Genomic DNA, 17837 nt, shown 5'->3' on the forward strand with positions numbered 1-17837 from the left:
ATTCCATTATAAATGATTAAAAACATAAATGACATTATAAATTATTTAACAGAAAAGCCTAAGACACTTTTCTTAATTGACAGTATGGGAGCTATGCTTACTGCATTTTTTCTATTTGTTGTATTGAGAAATTTTAATAAATACATTGGAATGCCAATAACAGTATTGACTTACCTTTCAGTAATCGCTGTTTGCTTTTCTATTTATTCAATTGCTTGTTACTTTTTCTTAAAAGAAAACTGGGCATCGTTCATAAGAGTAATTGGTATTTCAAACTTACTTTACTGTTTTTGACATTGGCCTTCTATTAGTTTATTTCCCAAAGCTTTCAATTGGTGGTTTCATTTACTTCTTAGTGGAAACAACAGTTATATGTGGACTTGTTTACATTGAGCTTAAAGTGGCGTCAAAAATTAATAGAAATAGATTAGTTAACAACTAAACTCTTCCACCCTTATACCTCTGCCCACAAATGAGAGCGGTTTTTTTGTGGTGTCGGATCTTTCGATCCCACACTAAATTAATAGAATAAAATTTGATATACCTGGTAACTCTCAGCTGTGTCAGGAAAACCTGACACCACAATAAGTCCGTAGTTATAAATCTGACCAAAATTCTAATCCCAGTCGAAGTCGTGGTGGCTATTGCCATCTGATGAATTCATATCTTTTGTTGCAAAAGGAAGTTTCCCATAAATTCCTGCACAATTAAAATTAGTTTTATCAATTCGTCTGTATCTATAATCAACACCAATAAAATAGTTCATCCAGAAAGTAGTTTGAAATCCTAAACTTGCTTTATGTTCAGCTTTGTTAATTTCTAAAACAGGACCAACAGATAAACCTGTACCCCCTATTCCTGTTTGTACTTCGCTGTAAAGTCTTATCCGTTTCTTACTAAACTCAAGACCTCCGTCTATGCTGTACGGGACATTTTTCACATTCCAATAAGCTATTTCTATTGCCCATGAAAAATGCCTCTTTTCACCTCCAAAGTTATAGTGCAACATAGGACCCATTGTCCATACCTACTGCCCAAAAGTTTTCAAATTAAAACTTAATGTAAAAAGTATCAAAAGGAGAATTATTTTTTTCATGAATGTTTTCGGTTTAGTTTTCTGCACTCAATGCATTTGAGTAAAAGAAAAATGTAATTATGCCGTTGTTTTAATTAACGTTTTCGCAACGATTTTGAATTACATCTAAAAGTCTTTCTTGGAAATCTGTCAACATTTCATTTCCCCAAAAAGATGCGTACCCATTAATCTTAGTGTCTAGCTGGTATGAAGATGAAAGTATTAACTCAGTTTTATTATCATTAATCTGTTTTAATTCATAACTGGCGTTTAGAAATTTAAAATGATTTCCTTTCAAGATATGTTCATCAAAAACTGTCGGTCTTAATGAAGAGGGAATTACTTGAATTTTAAAGGCAATTTTTTTATTCTTTTCCCAAGTTATCACAGTCTCTTTAAAGATTAATCCTCCTTCAAAATGCCCAATTCTTGTAGCTCCTAATTCATCTTTGTCTAGCTCTGCCCATAATGGTCTAGGTATACCTGCATAATTAAAAAATCCTCTGGTATATTCTTCTTGTTCTATTTTCCTTACCCGTATTATATTATTCCAAATGTTATTAGGGTTAGAATTTATTAATTTTGAAGTCTTTATCGTAAAAGTGTTTTGTGGAGTAGGTAAGCTTTTTTCTAAAGGAGAAATGATGAATGGAATCATGACAATTGAAAGCATTATTCCTTTGTTCTTTCGGTATTTTTCCAAAGCTTTTCCAAATATTAGTCCACCCATCATTGCACCTAATAAAAATGGAAAAGAAATGACAATAATGCATATCAAATCTTCAATTCTTGTTATAAATGTTATGACAAAGAATATAAATACTGATATTACTGGTTTCCAAATTCTGTATGATATTGATTTTAATTGATCGTTTGATGCAAATATCATCGGTATTATTCCTATGATAATTGGAGTGATCCAAACAAATGCAATTGAGAATAAATCATAAAAATCAAATCTTCCTGCACCATTTTCATCGCCTAATGGAAAATGAAAAACAAGTCTTAAAATCAAAGCATAAGTGCTTCCTAATAATACTCCAAAATAATTGCTAATTAAATTTCTCATGTGGATTGATTTAAATGGCATGCAACATTTGAATATCCGCCACATGGCTATACGTTTTCTTTTACCACTAATCTAACAATTTTAAATTTTTGTTAAAAGTATTTATCGACACATGCGTAAAAAATCCCGATACAATATATTGGACTATAACTCTTATTTTTTCAACATAAAAAATAGTGGCCCCTCTTCAACGAGTCCTAAACGAACTTAACAATATAGGCCAGTACACTTTTGGCAGAGTGATTAGGAAAGAATATATTCACAATCCGAAAAAGGATATTCTCTAAATACAGACCTTTTTCTATTCTTTATTACGGTTTTAATGCAAACACTTCAACAATTACAATCAGGCCAACTACAAGGAGCCAAAAGCATCAAACTCTCCTGTGGTCTTTCAGAATTCCCTTCCGAAATATTCGAATTAGCTGATACGCTGGAGATTCTTGATTTGTCAGGCAACAAACTTTCCAGTTTGCCAGATGATTTTGGTCGCTTGAAAAATCTAAAGATTGCGTTCTTTTCTGACAACTATTTTACCCAATATCCAACAGTTTTAGCCAATTGCCCACATTTGGAAATGGTCGGTTTTAAAGCCAACCAGATTGTTAGCATTCCTGCTGAAGCGCTTTCTCCCCATTTGCGTTGGCTAATCCTGACAAATAATAAAATAGAGTCTATTCCAGCTTCTATTGGAAAATGTACTCATTTGCAGAAATGTATGTTGGCAGGCAACCGCTTGAAAGAATTGCCTATCGAAATGGCCAATTGTAAGAATATTGAATTACTTCGTATTTCGGCTAACCGTATCGAAGCATTGCCTTCGTGGTTACTTAGCCTGCCAAAACTATCATGGCTGGGTTTTGCGGGCAATCCATGTTGCCAGGAAAGCCAACGAGATGATCATCTGACAGAAATCGATTGGGAAGACCTTGAAATAAAAGAGCAGCTAGGTGAGGGAGCTTCTGGCAATATCTCGAAAGCTGTCTGGCAAAAACAGCCTCCTATGGAAGTAGCCGTAAAAATATTTAAAGGAGAAGTAACCAGCGATGGTTTGCCTTCGGACGAGATGAAGGCGACTATAGCGGCTGACACACACCCGAACCTGGCACAGGTATTGGGTAAAATATACCATCATCCCGAACAAAAACAGGGTTTGGTGCTGGGACTTATTCCTTCCCGCTATACCAACCTTGCCGGGCCCCCAAGCTATGAATCCTGTACCAGAGATAATTATGCCCAAGGAACAAGGTTTTCATTAAATGCACTGGTGAATATTGCTGCTGGTATGGCTTCTGTTTGCACGCATCTTCATACCCGAGGTCTAATGCATGGAGACTTCTATGCTCACAATATATTGATAGACCACGAAGCCCACGCCCTTTTGGGTGACTTTGGTGCAGGAGTTTCATATGACATAAACTCTGAAGTAGCACCTGCATTGGAACGCCTGGAAGTAAGAGCATTTGGCTGTTTATTGGATGATTTATTGAATCATATCAACTCTACTGATGCTGAATTGCCAATAGTCAAGAACTTTACACAGCTAAAAAACGATTGCATGCAAGCCGAAGTGATGAAAAGGCCAGGCTTTATTGAGATTAGTAAAAAGATACAGACACTGGTGCTAACACCTGATTCTTCCAAAATATTTTTAACATCTTCTGCGGTGTCTGATCTTTCGATCCGACACTAAGTTCGATCGAATAGTAATTGAATATACTTTTGGTAACTCTTAGCTGTGTCAGGAAAGACCTGACACCAATAAAAAATTGACCTTCAAAAATCCTATTAATCAACTGATTTCTTCGCTTAAAGCGAAGAAATCAGTTGAACTAGTTAATTACTAGTCACCTCCATATTTGAAATATAAAGATGGTACTAATCCTTCAAAGCTTCAGTCCCATTTATTTTTTACTACTTTGGAAATACGCATTCCGGATTCTGTAGTAACTTTTACGATATAGATTCCTGATTCCAAAGGTAATCCTGATAAGTCCGTTTCAATGATACCATTGGAGTTTATTGGTCTTTTTCCTGTATAGAATTCCCTTCCATTCAGATCAGCAATAGTAATGAAAGCTGCTTCATCAATATCATCAATCTTGATTGACATACAATCCGTAACTGGATTAGGGTAAATCTCTATTTTAGAATGTCCCTTATTAAGATTATTAATAGTGGCGACTTCCCTATTTACAACATGAAGCATAGCCGTAGTAGATAATGTATTACTATCGCTTACAGTAAGTGCTTTAATCTTATATATACCTTCTTCTTTTAGCCATTGCAGGAAGTCCCCTGAGGTATAATCACCAAGGGTATAAGGTTCTATAGAGGTAGTTTTATAGAGTACATTATTAAGATAAAATTCCACTGAAGTAAAATCAGAGCCAAATGTATATGCCTGGATCGTTACAGCTTCATCTGTGTAAACGGTATCCACTGATTTAAGAGGTCGAATGTCGGTCCCGGTTGAAGCATCTACAAGAATAAAGGAGGTTACACCTGATTGAAAGGGGGAATATTTAAAGAATTCATAGAAGGTATTACTGTAATCGTCTTCGAACTCTTCAAATTTTATCTCTTCAGTCTGAAGCGTAAAATAAACATCATTTCCTACAGGAATTATACTGCCGATATCAGGCATTCTTAAAGTATCTGTATCAGTATCCGGATATTCTGTAATGAACTTAAATGAATCATTATTGCTGTTAAATACCCACAGTTTTTTCCCACCTTCTGAAGTAACTATTAAATCACCTATTGTGCAGTATGTACCCAGGACTTTATCAAATGCTCTGACAAGTTGAGGAGATGATGTTCCGTCTGTTCTCCATAGTTCATTGTTACTAAAAATGTAGAGTTTGTCGTTCAAAGGTCTTACATCAACGATGCCATCCATATATTCTGTCGTACCAGCTTCTGTGCCATCGGTTCTAAAGAGTCTGTGAGGATTTGAAACCGAAAAATAGTAGTATCCATTAAACTCACAACCGGAATTACTATAGCCCCAGCCTACAGAACCCGTCGGGCCTGGATTAATATCTTTAATAAGTTGAATATTCCCGGCTTCATCAAGTTTCCAGGGCTCTCTTCCATGAGCTGAATCTATAATTTCAAGCATGGCATAATCACTAAAAGAATTAAGGTAGTTCATATAATCAAAAGATTGTAAATATGTTGTGCCTGATGTTGTTCCATCACTTTTCCATAATTGATTCTGATATTCAATAAACAGAGTATTTTTTATATAGAATAATGCATCTGCGGTACCAGTCAAAGAGGTAAGACCCAAATCTTTAATTTGAATTGTACCTGCCTCAGTGCCGTCAGTTTTATAAAGACGGTCCTGAACCATAAAATAGGTAGTTCCATTCCAGTAACAGAGGTTGCTAATTGAATTTTCATTTGCCGGGGTGAATATTTTCACAGGCACCGTGCCAGAAACTGTGCCATCAGATTTCCATAATTGATTTATATATCCCCCATTTCCATCAACTGTGAAATATAGGACATTACCCGAAGCTATCTGCTCCCTGACCTGATTCTGAATTCCAAATGATGTTAATTTGAGGGTAGAGCCAGGTGTTCCATCTGTTTTCCAAAGGTTATGATCTGAGAAAAGAACGGTGGAGTTTATTTTGAAGTGCTGTCCCGCACTTGATGCAACATTGGCAAGCTTTTGAGGCTGAGCCATTGAAATATGAATTGTCACAAAGAATAAGGTAAATAAAAGTAGTTTTTGAATCATAGCTGGTAAGTTTAGGTTGAATAAATAAAACATAATGATGAGAAGTGTTGTATATTCAATCATGGATTATCAAGCTTCTCCGTGAATAAAGCTACCCCCCTCTCTATTTTTAAAGAAATTATTACTAACGATATTTTAACTTGGGGTACACTTGAATGTTTCAACGCTTGAAGTCTTAGTTAAACTCTTCCTGTCTTCTGGAATTAATATCTTGTCCTCATATGACTAGAACAATTTTAAAACCGCAAAAAATAACCTAAGCCAATAGTTTACTTAAACCAGAGTAAAATCCTCCCTTTGCCCTTACTTTTTCCATTTAAACCTAAACGAAGGCATCCAGTTTACTTTTTATGTTTCACTTAACCCCAACGAACTATGATCCTAAAAATGGACAGACTTCCGATAGAGTTGCCTACTCCCAATAATCCTTCTCCCAACGATGCTGCTGCGATCCAAGAGCTTCTGGGCGGAAAGTTTGGAGAGATGTCTACTCTCATGAATTACACCTACCAATCTTTTAATTTCCGTGGCAGAAAAAGACTAAGACCGTTTTACGATCTTATATGCAGCATAGCAGGAGAAGAATATGGTCATATTGAAGTAGTTTCTTATGCCATAAACTTGTTGCTTACAGGCACCACCAAACGGGGTTTAGATCCTGTAATTGCTCCCTTACAGAACGGAACTAATTCAAGAAATACAAGACATTTTATTGCCAGCGGACAGACAGCTCTGCCAATGGATTCTATGGGCGACTTCTGGTCAGGATCAAATGTATTCAGCAGTGGTAACCTGAAACTTGATTTGCTGCACAATTTTTTTCTTGAGTGTGGAGCAAGGGCGAATAAAATGAGAGCTTATGAAATGGTAAGTGATCCGACTGCCAGGGAAATGGTAGGTTATCTGCTGGTACGCGGTGGTGTGCATGTGGTAGCATATGCGAGAGCATTAGAATATTTAACAGGTGTAGAAGTGACCAAGCTTGTTCCCGTTCCGGAGCTCAGCAATAAGGCATTTCCAGAAGCTGTTAAGTTTGAAAAAAACAACCTGCATTTAAAATTATATACCTTTAGTAAAGACGACTATCAAAAAGCGGGAGTGATATTTAACGGTCCACATCCAGAAGATGGAAAACCATTAGAAGTGATATTTGGAGCTCCGGAAGGCGGGCCAGTTCCTGATTTGGAGGAAGAACCTCAATTAAGTGCTCCAGGGGCTGACGGTATAGATGAGGATTTATTTAAAGATATTGCTAAGAAAATGGGGGTACCGGTTTAGGTATAAATAATAAAATGAATATTTTTAAATAAAAGGCCCGAAGAGCCTAACCTTCGGGTCTTTATTTATTCTTCAAGATGAACTCGAATAGGCTCGATTTTTCAACTTCATAGCAGTTTTGAAGTCTGTTTGACTTCGACCTTCAAAAGAGCTGTTAGGGTTCATAATCTTCTCCAGCAATTTTAACTGGTGACCATTTCATGTTTGATAAATTTCTTTCAAATGAAGATCCAACAGGAGCTAATAAGTTAACTTTAATATCATCATCTATTGATATTATATAATCTGATGAAACTATCACGAAATTTGATGAATCTTTTAAAGATTCATCTGATTCATTGCCTGAAAATATTCTCCATCCACTGTCTCCATCTTCTAAAGGTATTTCTCTATACATCCAAGTTGGACTCTCTCTTTCATGAAATATCTTATTACTTATTATTATCCCACCGATATTCAATTCCATAATATTGTGTTTTATTTTCATATATGTCCCACATCCTTTATCCTAAGTATTCACTTGCTACAACTTACCGCTAAAACCGAAGACAAATGGAACCCTACCTTTATAGGTTTACCACTTTCTAGAGATCTTCTCAACTACAAATGATTCCGATTCTCCCGAAGGCCACAAGATCGTTCTGCTTACTAACATTTCCTGTTCATCGAAACGGTTAACCAAAGTTATCAGGCCTGTTGAATATGAATAACTCTCCCATTCTAACCGAATTGAGTCAACCTTATTATCAGTAAAATAAAAGATCTCCTTTCTTTTTTCGTTTATTTTCTCTCTCCTTTTTATATGGCTGATAATGGAATCAGGTATGGAACCCGATCCTGAATAAAACACTTTTTTGGTAAAGAAACTTTTGAATAAATCTCCATACTCTAAACCTTCCGCTGCTGCAACTCTTCCAAGTGAATCAAGATAGAATATTGTAGTATTCGGTTTAGTGTCATCAACAATTGAGTATTGGTAAATTTTATCAGAACTATCCTTATAACTGTAAGATATTTCCCAATCTCCACAGGAAATGACATTTTCACTCGATCTTCTATAATTGCTATCATAATTAAAAGAATATGAAGGTCCCATTCCTAAAGTGCGAAAGGTGATATTTTTATTCTCATTACTTACATATATTGAGTTGATGTAGATTCTTTTTATTTCGGAAGACACTTCTTTAATTTTCTTTCCCAAAGGATATTGCTCACACTCAATACATCTAAGACCAAGAGAATCATTATTACTAAACGTTAAAGGGAAATTGATTACAGGAAATTCCTGATTAAGATTGACAAGCAAAAAACTCCTTTGATCAGGCTTTATAACTTTGTCCTTCTTAGCAGAACAAGCAGCCATTATTACAAACAATAAACAACCTATAATTCGATTGAACATGATTATCTTAAAATAACTATTCCCCCTCACTTGTCCTTCTTCCTGATGCCGCCAGCACTTTTTTAAATATCACTGGAAAACTTTTCTCCAGAAACACATCCGATTGTCTGTTGGGGTTAGATACTCTCGTATCATGGTTCACTGCTATAGCCGTATTTAAAGCCGGTATGATAAAGATAAACTGCCCACCATAGCCAATAGCATATCTTACTTCATAACTTTCATACTCTGTTGTGTACCAGCAAAAATTATAATTAGAGTTTTTCAATCCCCATGGAGCTTTTATCTTTTTATCTTTTGAAAAGACCTGCTCTAAATACTTCTGAGAGATCAAAACCTTACCTTTGTGTGTTCCTTTATTTAAAATAAGTCTGGCGATCTTAAGCATGTCGTCTGTCTTGAACTGAACAGCAGTGCCTCCTCCGTCATAGAAACCATCACGCAGTTTAACCCATTTATGATCTGTAATCCCTAAAGGATTGAGTAAGTATTTATCAGCAAAGTAAGCAGTTTCCATACCACTTGCCTTTGTAATAATCCCTGATAACAAATGTGAAGCAGGCGTACTGTAAGAATATTTGCTTCCCGGAACAGCATCCATCGGCAATGACAATAGAAACAAGGATGGATTCGGACTATTGAGCCATTGGTCACACATTGCATTAGGCCATTCAATAGCTGCAAGTCCGGAGTTTTGATTAAGAAGATGTCTGATCGTTATTTGCTTTTTCAGCATTGAGGTATCATCCAGAATTACTGGATAAAAGTCTGATATAAATTGGTCTACATTTTTTATATAACCCTTATCAATAGCAATACCTATAAGTAAGGCCATGATGCTTTTCGTTTCGGAATGAATATGAAAATAGGTATCGTCATCCTTTCCGTTATAAAACTTTCTGAATGCTACAGTATCATTCTGAAGAACAATAGTTGAATACAAACCTGGAATAGTCTCCAATTCTTCAAGCTTTAATTTATTCTGACTTTGGCAGGAGATTGTAAAGACTGAAAGAAAAATTATGAAAAGCTGTTTCATTTAAAATCAATTTATTGAAATTAATCAATCCGGGAATGATAAAAAAACGCTGAACTAAATTTGTAAAATAAACTTCATTGAATATTTATTGATACGCTGCCCGATTTCTTTTAATGAATATTTGCAAATAGTTGAATACGATCTATTTTTGTTCGCCACCAGTTAAAAGGTTTTATAACCATCAGTCAACCACCTGCTTGCTGAATGAGAATTGCATAATACTTCTCACTTTCCTACCACCAAGTGAATCAGAATTTCTTTTACCAGTTTTATTAACCCATTAAAAACAATTTTACATTGATAATAAATCTATACTCTTCTCTGTCTTGCTTGGATTTTTTTCACAAGGATTGCATGCACATACGATCTCACACAACAATGGAACGGCAAGTTAGGCAAAATACTTCCGGAATCTCAGCCTTATAAAGCAGAGCCTATAGTGAAAAATGCCAAAGGTTCACCCGAAAAATACTGTAGAACCTGCAGGTAAAGAAATCCTTTATATCAATAATCAGAAAGTTGGAGAAATGGACATTACTCCTGTTCATGCTTATATCTTTGCTTATGATGAAGGTATTGATGTCGGAAGAGATCAGCTCACACCTGTAGCGGATAAATATAAATCTCCGTTTAAATTTACCGGCAAGCTCAACAACATTACCATCAACTATCCTCAGAATAACAGAGAAGCTCAGGAAAAGAGCGGAGAATAGTTTATATAAAAAATACAAGAGGCTGATTCATATTGAATCAGCTTCTTGTATTTTGAGCAAATATCTTATTCTCGCCAGGTATTATTCTTTTATTATTTTATTGATCTTATCTGCAGATTTCACAATATACATTCCAGCTGGCCATGAAGAACCATCAATTAAAAGTGATTCCTCACCATGAGTTATTTGATTAAACATAAGCTTACCCATCACATCATAAACATTAATCTCTTCATCATTAACCATACCTCTCAAGATAAACCTCTCCTGAAAAGGATTTGGTGCAACATTATTCGTACTTTCATTTATAACCGGAAAAATAGAGGTAGTTTGATTCACATCATTTTTTACAAGATAACCTACAACTGCAGTCATACCAGGCTCTACAATAAAAGTTTCTTCATTTTCAAGATGAAATCCAAATCGCTGTGCTTTGATTTTGAATTTCCCAGCGGGAAGATTTTTAAAAATAAATCCACCTCCGCTATTTGTTTTAGCCCAATTTACAATCATACCGTCTTCATTTACTGCATAAAGTATCAGGTTCTGACAAGCATAATATTTGGTATCAGGAGCAAAGAAAGGATTATCCCCTATTGAAGGGCCCATCCAATCTGTACCAGCATCACTGAATGCCGTGTCCTTATATAAGATCGTTCCTATGACAACATCATTTGCATTATTGACTTGTGTGTTTTTGATCAAAGATATATTTGCTTCTGTAATCTCTCCGGTTAAAATTAGTTTATTGGCTATTTGGGAATCCAACTTATTTAAAAAATAAGTTGGAAAATAATCATTTTGAAGGGTTGTAGTCACATACCTATCATTTGCAAAGTATCCAGTGTCACGAGGTATTGCATAAAGTAAATACTCTCCTTTCTTTAATCCCTTAATACTATATGTTCCATCACTATTTGTTTTTTGGATTGAAGTCTTTCCGTCCTTCTTATTGATAGCGGCTACGTAGGCTAGAGTAAAGTCAGGAGCTTCAGAAGAAATTTTCCCTGAAATACTATGATTATCAGAAAACACCATTGCATTTTTATAATACTCAAATAAACAAGAGCTTTCAAGTTTAACCCCAAGACGACGCTCAAAGCCTTCAACAGATTCTTTTAAGAAAGGTAGGGTATCACTGATAAAAGCAATACTTTTGCTATAGATATTATTATATCTGTCTACTTTATATCCCAAAGTATTTGTAAACTCAGCTGTGGCATTGCAAAAACACCAGACATCTTTTTGGAAGAGATTTTCATTATGTTCCAGATTTATTTCTCCAGCCATCACTTCTCCTCCAAATACATTCCGAAACAAAGATACGCCCCTCGTGATATTTTCTGAATCATTTAAAAATATCACATCACCTGAAACTGTATTACCTTCAAATAATGTAGTCTGTGTACTCACCCATTGATAATCTCCTGGTCTTATCTTTAGTTTCCCACTTTTCATAGAAAAATAATTATTTTTGACCTCTATTCCTGCCAGATCATTTTGAACAATGATATCACCTGACTCGGAGACAAAGGCATTGTCTGTAATTACAATTCCTCCTACTGTTGTATAACTTGAAACTGAAAAATTTCCCAGAACTTTATTACAAGTTAAGTCAAGGCCATTAAGATAATTTAAAAAGCCACTCTTGATAGTATTACTTTCCAATCTCAGCCTGGAAAGTACGGTATCCATTTGTAAAGACCCTGTAAAAATATTATCCTTAAAAACTATAGGCCCATCAATGATACTAGAAGTCAAGGAGTTTATCTTGTTATTCTCAATTTTAATTTCAGGTATATTATAATAATTATAAAGGAAGTCATCTTCTTTATTGATTACTAATCTTTGAATTGAATTACCTGTTATCTCAGCAATACCCTGTGATAACAGATCCAGATATTGAATTTTGCAGTTCTTCAGAGATAATTTTGTTTGTTTATCTTTTAGCTGAATTTTAAAAATCAAACTGAAACGACAAAAAGAGAATTCAGCAGAAGCATTCCCAAATAAATTGATATTTCCCTCTATATTTCCCTCTATATTTCCAAAATTACTCGGATAGTCGATAAATTTAACAGAATCAGTTTTTGTCCCTTCAAAGGAAATTTTGAATTTATTTTCAGTATAAAAATAAGCCCCTTTCATGAAACTAATTTTCACTCCGGGTCCGATTTTAATATCCTTAGCAATCCTGCACTTACTTTCTACAAGATATAACCCTGTGGTATCTGAAAGGTCTTTATCTAAATAGCCTTTAAGAATTTTCAGGTCATTAATTGGTCTCAGCACTGGATCATCACTTCTCTTAAAATTTATTGTTCTGATTGGCCCTTCATCATAATTGTACCATGCGCCATAAGACGCCCATACCGAATCTATTGTAATGGAATGGTAACCTTCTTTAGAAGCAATTAATTTATAGTAAGATCCAGTATCAGAGTTTTTTATTCCAAAACTCCCAAAAACATTTGTTTTAGCGGAGTCTACAAATGTACCATCATACTTCCATATTTCTATGTGGATCCCGCTATGATCGTTCTCTCCAAGTAAGTATACTAAATCACCATAACTATAAAAGGCGTTTACAATGAATAATATAATCAATATAATTTTTTTCATGATTTTCTTTTTATAAGGTTTAAAAAGTTAGACTGAAAACGTTTTCATTGATAAGGCGATAATAGTTTAATAACGTTCTATAGTTTTAGAAAAAATAATTTACTAAAAGTGAAACCTGATGTTGTTGGCCGGAAAGATCTTTATCTGATACCTTATTTTGAAATTGACTCTGCCACATATAACGTGCAGCAATTGCAACTGAATCGGTCAATTTTAATCCAAACTCTGTAACAGCACCTAATTTCAGCTGCTTCTCACGGTTTTCTTTACCATCTCCATCATCACTTACATAAACAAATGAAGGAGCTACCTGAGCAAGCAAACTGTAATAAAACCTATTCATTGAATACGTATAACCAAAAGAAATCGGAAGGCTTATAGATCTGATTTTTTTATTATAAACTACACGACCAATGGAAACTAGAGTGTCGGTCCTAGTTCTTACAAACTCATCAACAATAGGAACTTCAGTAGCAACCCCATCAACAGTATGAATATAACTTCCTATAGTATCATATTCTATATAGTTAGATTCTTTGGTAAATCTATTACTCACATTACTATGATTTTTTGCCTTTCCTGCCTGATAATTAAATCCAATTTCAACGAATAAAATTTTAGACAACCAAACACATCCTCCAATTGAAGCAATTCTGGAATGGCCGCTTTCTATATTCTTGTCATTGTAGGAATCCCGGCTGTATCCTGCTCCGGCGTAAAGCTTGCTAAGTCTGAGCCTGTTTAATTGTTTCCCGGAAGAGCTGAAATATTCATGAGTAATTACCACAGGCTCTTTCACTTCATAGATCGTGTCAAACACAACAACTGTATCTCTTTGAGCAATTGCAGAAGAATTCATGAAGAAACAAATGAAAAGAATGAAGTAGAAAACTTTTAATGTCTTTTCCAAAATCTTCCTTTCGTTTTAATAGTGTCCACTTTATGAATAGTATCTTGTTTTACTATCACAACTTTCTGAACCTTGATGAATGGATCTTTTGCTGATTCAGCAGGAATATTTTCGGAAAAATTTAAGTCCTGTTCCGATATTTTATTCTCTGGTTTTGCGATGCTCTCCTCATGCTGAGTTTGTGAGGATGAAGAGGCAGAAGTCTTATTCTGCTTTTGATCAGCAGAAACAGAAGTTACTTCGGATATCTTTACTTCAGCTCTCTCTTCTGGTGAAGTTTTAGTTGTAGTCTCACTTATGACTATAGTTTTGTTCTCTTGAATATGCTGAACGATCTCAGCATTTCTAACAGAACCTTTCTTCATATAATTGGAATAGAAATAATGTCCGGCCATAGCAGAACTAAGAAATAAAGTTATTATGATAGAAACAGCATAATATATATTAAACTGAGCCCATCTGAAATGAAGAAAATTTTGCTTCTGGATACGGCTTTCCATAGCCTCCCACTCACCTCCGTCTTTATTGACTGTATAATCATCAAAGACTGTTTTATACATGTCTTTAATTGGATCGCGCATAGTCTTGGGTAGATTTTAATAAATTCAACAAATATTCTTTTAATAATTTCTTTGCACGGTTAAGCCTTGTTCTTGAAGTAATTTCATCTATTTCAAGCAATGAAGAAATTTCCTTATGACTGAGCTCGTCAACATAGAACATGCTGAACACAGTGGAAAGAATCTCAGGCAGACTGTGCAAAGCTTTTAACATGTGTACTTCATAGCCGGGCATATCGAGCAGTTTAAGGTATTCGGCTTCGTCAAAAGAATCTTCAGCCAAATCTTTTTCTTCTTCGACCTCCTCCAGTCTGTACTTTTTATTCTTTCTTATAAAATCAATAGCAGAATGAATCATGACCCGCTTAAGCCATCCGACAAAAGATCCTTCACCTTTGTACTGATCAAGGCATTTAAAAATCTCTATAAAACCTTCTTGTAAAACATCGCTTACATCATCAGAATTTTTTAGATAGCGGATGCATACACCTCTCAATAAAGGTGCATATCTGGTATACAATAAACGCTGCGCAAAGATAGAACGCTGTTTACAGGCCTGAATAAGTTCTTTTTCGTCCATATCCTCAAAGAGGGCGTATGACTTTTAAAAATGTTCTATAAAATTGCAGAAAAAATTTTAACTGGAGAATGAATATTATCCACCAACAACACAAAATACTGAAAAACAATATCATACCCAAAAACACAATTATAATTCAAGCTCCCAAATTGAAATCATCAATACTGTTTATTTTAGATCATTAATCTTTTTGCAGCCTGAGTATACCAAAATTCGATTGTAGTACTGATAAAAAAGATTCTTTTCTTGTTATTAGAAATAATTAAGCATAAATTATAAAATGCTTGAATAGTTTATAATAATATATACCTAACTACTACGAAATAGAAGATTTTTGAAAAGCAAAAAGCCAGACTTTTAAATCTGGCTTTGTTGCTAAAACACACTATTTACCTTTTATTCAATAACCAGTTTGTCACTGATGACTGTTTCATTGTTAATGATTTTTACTAAATAAACTCCTGAAGTCAGATGGGAAAGATCCACTTTATCTTGTAATGATCCAGATTCAAAAACTGTTATACCTGACGTATTTGAGACGACCATTTGATCACCTGCTTTCAGACTTTTGATATTAAATACACCATTGCCTGGATTTGGATAAATAACGGACTCTTTATTTCCTTTATTTACAATACCGGTAACTTCACCAATTTCTACGAACTCAGAATATACTGTTTTCTTATAATCTTCGTATTCAACTGAAGGCTCCAATCTTATGCTGACAATATCTTCCAAAAGGTTATCTTGATTATCATAAATTAATTCATTATTCGCTTCAGAAAACATTACAACTTCTCCGCTTCCATCAGAAGCAATATACTTGCTATGAACCACCTTACCTTTCTCAAATTCATCTTCTGATCTTTCACTGTAAACTAATTCATCCCCTTCAAAATCATTATAGATTGTTGTCGCTTTTAGATTAGTTTTATCATATGATGAAATCAACAACCAACCTATTCCCTGTGCTTTCATGACCTCTCTGAAATTTCCGTCTTTTGAGTTAGTAATCCTTAGTATTTCTTTCAGGCTTTTATCAGGATTATAAATCTTTCTGGTCTCGATCCAAAGATCCTGAAACTCTTCAAACACACTGGAATCCTGCACTACCCATACATTATTCTTGTAATTTTCAGTTACTCTTTTTGCTGGAATTTCATTTTCGTAATCCAACCAACCGTCAAAGGTGATCCTTGATAAATATGTCCAGAGCTTAGTATCCGGATCAATAAAAGAATAACTCCTGCTTAATTCTTTTCTTTGTTCGTCATATTTTATGAGGTACTTGGTCTGATCGTTCCATTTTTGAGTTCGACTATCAAACATTCTCGTCTTCATCTCTTCCTCATCCGCCTGAGGATAAGACTGCACGTTTTCCAAACCAGAATTTAACTCCCATCCGTTTGAATAAATGTAGGTAGCATGCCCACATGATTCTCCGTTTTCAAAATAGCAATAAGTTTCTTTCCTGGATGGATTCCATTTTTTTGCATTAAGATCCCACAAATAACTATAATGTTCAATAACTTTATTGGTTGAATAAACCAGAGAATCTTTAGAGACCGGAATTTCATTACCGTTCTTGTTTATCTTTGTTACCTGATCACCATATAGATTATATGTATACTGGTAAAGACTTGACAATTTCCACTCATCGTTAGCTTTATAATAAATCGCTTCTTTCGATGGTTTAAACACTTGAGCATTTGCGGTAAAAATCAGCATATTGCACACAGCAATAGCCTTATAAATCATTTTCATAGAGTATAATTTGAATAAAAATTAAATTAAAAAGAAAACATAAACTTTCAGCAAAGTAATATATGAAAAACTTATTAAATCCTGACCCTGGTCAGATTTTCAGGGGTTACAATCAGGATAAATATTTGTAGTTAAGCACGTTTCATAATAATTTTTTTTCGGATCCGACTCAGACTGTCCTGATGTATACCAAGATAAGAAGCAATGTATTTCAGTGGCACTTGCTGGACGACTCTTGGCTGAATTTCATAAAGCTTTAGATATCGTTCTTCAGGACTAAGGTTTCTGAAATCTATTTCCCTTTGCAGGTTCCATTGAAGTAAAGCATCCAGCATTACATTCTCAATGTCATTAAATACTTTTGTATGTTTTTTTAGAAAGATTATATCATCTTTTTCCCAGAAAAGCGCTGTTACATCTGTTAATGCATCAAGTGCTACTGCGGAAGGAACTTCATTCTGTACATACACAAAGGTTGAAACAAATTCATTCCAGGAGATAAAATCCATCGTTGTTTGATGTGTTCTATGATCAACATATAGCCTGACGGTTCCGCTAATTAAAAAGTAAAGTCTTTTAACAGGTACTCCCTGTTTCATAAAAGTGGTACCTTTTTCTATTGAAACGGTTCGAGTGTGTTCTGAAACAGTCTTTATATCTTCTTTGCTTATTTGAATACCCTTTTCCTCCAAAATTTGGAGAAACAATTTTAATTTATCCTGGGACATAAGGATTACTGAAAAACGGGAATATATTCTAATTAAAGAAGATAGGTAACCTCACATTTTTTAAAATTTGATTCCTTTTTTTAGAAGGATAGATTTAACTGATTAAGTTGCCTCTCATTTCCTCTTTCCATAATCTCTATCAAAATAGACCAGCATGGCGATTTCTTAGATGATCTTAAATTTTTAATATGTAAGCAGCACACTGTCGCCAAAGCAATAATATCCCATGGTCGAAATTGGATCTAGCAACAAAAACCCTTAAAAGTGGGTTCTTGCTCTAAGAAATGAAAATATCAATAAATTAAAGGGAAGGACCTTTCCCGCAGATCCTGTCGATATTGAATTT

The 17837-nt window shown here is 34.7% G+C and carries 16 protein-coding genes; 4 read left to right on the forward strand and 12 right to left on the reverse strand.

What is annotated here, in order from left to right; all coding sequences use genetic code 11:
- The first annotated feature begins 12 nt into the window (after positions 1–12).
- Entirely contained in the window at positions 13–294 is a 282-nt protein-coding gene (locus tag MYP_RS26425) for a hypothetical protein (RefSeq protein ID WP_045467152.1), read from the forward strand.
- Positions 295–616: 322 nt separating this feature from the next.
- Here MYP_RS26425 and MYP_RS19150 read toward each other — a convergent pair whose 3' ends face one another.
- Positions 617–1009 carry a hypothetical protein gene (locus MYP_RS19150; protein ID WP_156140740.1) on the reverse strand — a complete coding sequence of 131 codons (393 nt, stop codon included), beginning with the start codon at positions 1007–1009 and terminating at the stop codon, positions 617–619.
- 157 nt (positions 1010–1166) lie between these two features.
- Complete coding sequence (locus tag MYP_RS19155) at positions 1167–2144, reverse strand: hypothetical protein (protein ID WP_045467158.1); 978 nt, start codon at positions 2142–2144, stop codon at positions 1167–1169.
- A gap of 322 nt (positions 2145–2466) precedes the next feature.
- Between MYP_RS19155 and MYP_RS19160 the strand changes: the two genes are divergently transcribed.
- A complete protein-coding gene (locus MYP_RS19160) occupies positions 2467–3837 on the forward strand; it encodes a leucine-rich repeat-containing protein kinase family protein (RefSeq protein ID WP_081990602.1) in 1371 nt (456 codons plus the stop codon).
- 201 nt (positions 3838–4038) lie between these two features.
- On the opposite strand, the gene MYP_RS19165 is transcribed toward MYP_RS19160, so the two are convergent.
- A complete protein-coding gene (locus MYP_RS19165; RefSeq protein WP_197060129.1) occupies positions 4039–5895 on the reverse strand; it encodes a T9SS type A sorting domain-containing protein in 1857 nt (618 codons plus the stop codon).
- Between the two features lie 375 nt (positions 5896–6270).
- On the opposite strand from MYP_RS19165, the gene MYP_RS19170 reads away from it, so the two are divergent.
- Positions 6271–7173: a manganese catalase family protein gene (locus MYP_RS19170; protein ID WP_045467164.1), complete on the forward strand. Its 903-nt coding sequence runs from the start codon at positions 6271–6273 to the stop codon at positions 7171–7173.
- 154 nt (positions 7174–7327) lie between these two features.
- On the opposite strand, the gene MYP_RS19175 is transcribed toward MYP_RS19170, so the two are convergent.
- From MYP_RS19175 to MYP_RS19185, 3 genes are all read right to left on the reverse strand, one after another.
- Positions 7328–7639, reverse strand: a complete 312-nt coding sequence (locus MYP_RS19175) for an immunity protein Imm33 domain-containing protein (RefSeq protein WP_197060130.1) — start codon at positions 7637–7639, stop codon at positions 7328–7330.
- 108 nt (positions 7640–7747) lie between these two features.
- The gene (locus tag MYP_RS19180) at positions 7748–8575 is read right to left on the reverse strand and encodes a hypothetical protein (RefSeq protein ID WP_156140741.1); all 828 of its coding nucleotides are present in this window, start codon (positions 8573–8575) and stop codon (positions 7748–7750) included.
- Positions 8576–8591: 16 nt separating this feature from the next.
- Complete coding sequence (locus MYP_RS19185) at positions 8592–9614, reverse strand: serine hydrolase domain-containing protein (RefSeq protein ID WP_045467171.1); 1023 nt, start codon at positions 9612–9614, stop codon at positions 8592–8594.
- 446 nt (positions 9615–10060) lie between these two features.
- On the opposite strand from MYP_RS19185, the gene MYP_RS19190 reads away from it, so the two are divergent.
- The gene (locus MYP_RS19190; protein WP_045467173.1) at positions 10061–10327 is read left to right on the forward strand and encodes a hypothetical protein; all 267 of its coding nucleotides are present in this window, start codon (positions 10061–10063) and stop codon (positions 10325–10327) included.
- 81 nt (positions 10328–10408) lie between these two features.
- Here MYP_RS19190 and MYP_RS19195 read toward each other — a convergent pair whose 3' ends face one another.
- From MYP_RS19195 to MYP_RS19220, 6 genes are all read right to left on the reverse strand, one after another.
- Positions 10409–12949, reverse strand: coding sequence for a T9SS type A sorting domain-containing protein (locus MYP_RS19195; protein WP_045467175.1), 2541 nt, complete (start codon positions 12947–12949; stop codon positions 10409–10411).
- An 85-nt stretch (positions 12950–13034) separates the two neighbouring features.
- A complete protein-coding gene (locus MYP_RS19200) occupies positions 13035–13808 on the reverse strand; it encodes an outer membrane beta-barrel protein (protein WP_045467177.1) in 774 nt (257 codons plus the stop codon).
- 35 nt (positions 13809–13843) lie between these two features.
- Positions 13844–14440: a hypothetical protein gene (locus MYP_RS19205; protein ID WP_045467180.1), complete on the reverse strand. Its 597-nt coding sequence runs from the start codon at positions 14438–14440 to the stop codon at positions 13844–13846.
- Positions 14424–14999, reverse strand: a complete 576-nt coding sequence (locus tag MYP_RS19210; RefSeq protein ID WP_045467183.1) for an RNA polymerase sigma factor — start codon at positions 14997–14999, stop codon at positions 14424–14426. Before MYP_RS19210 ends, MYP_RS19205 begins: the two co-directional genes overlap by 17 nt.
- Before the next feature lie 396 nt (positions 15000–15395).
- On the reverse strand, positions 15396–16763 hold the full coding sequence (locus MYP_RS19215) for a T9SS type A sorting domain-containing protein (protein WP_045467184.1): 1368 nt from the start codon (positions 16761–16763) through the stop codon (positions 15396–15398).
- Positions 16764–16894: 131 nt separating this feature from the next.
- Positions 16895–17491, reverse strand: a complete 597-nt coding sequence (locus tag MYP_RS19220; RefSeq protein ID WP_045467186.1) for a Crp/Fnr family transcriptional regulator — start codon at positions 17489–17491, stop codon at positions 16895–16897.
- Positions 17492–17837: the final 346 nt, after the last annotated feature.

This window comes from Sporocytophaga myxococcoides, from assembly GCF_000775915.1.
GTDB classification, from domain to species: Bacteria; Bacteroidota; Bacteroidia; order Cytophagales; family Cytophagaceae; genus Sporocytophaga; species Sporocytophaga myxococcoides_A.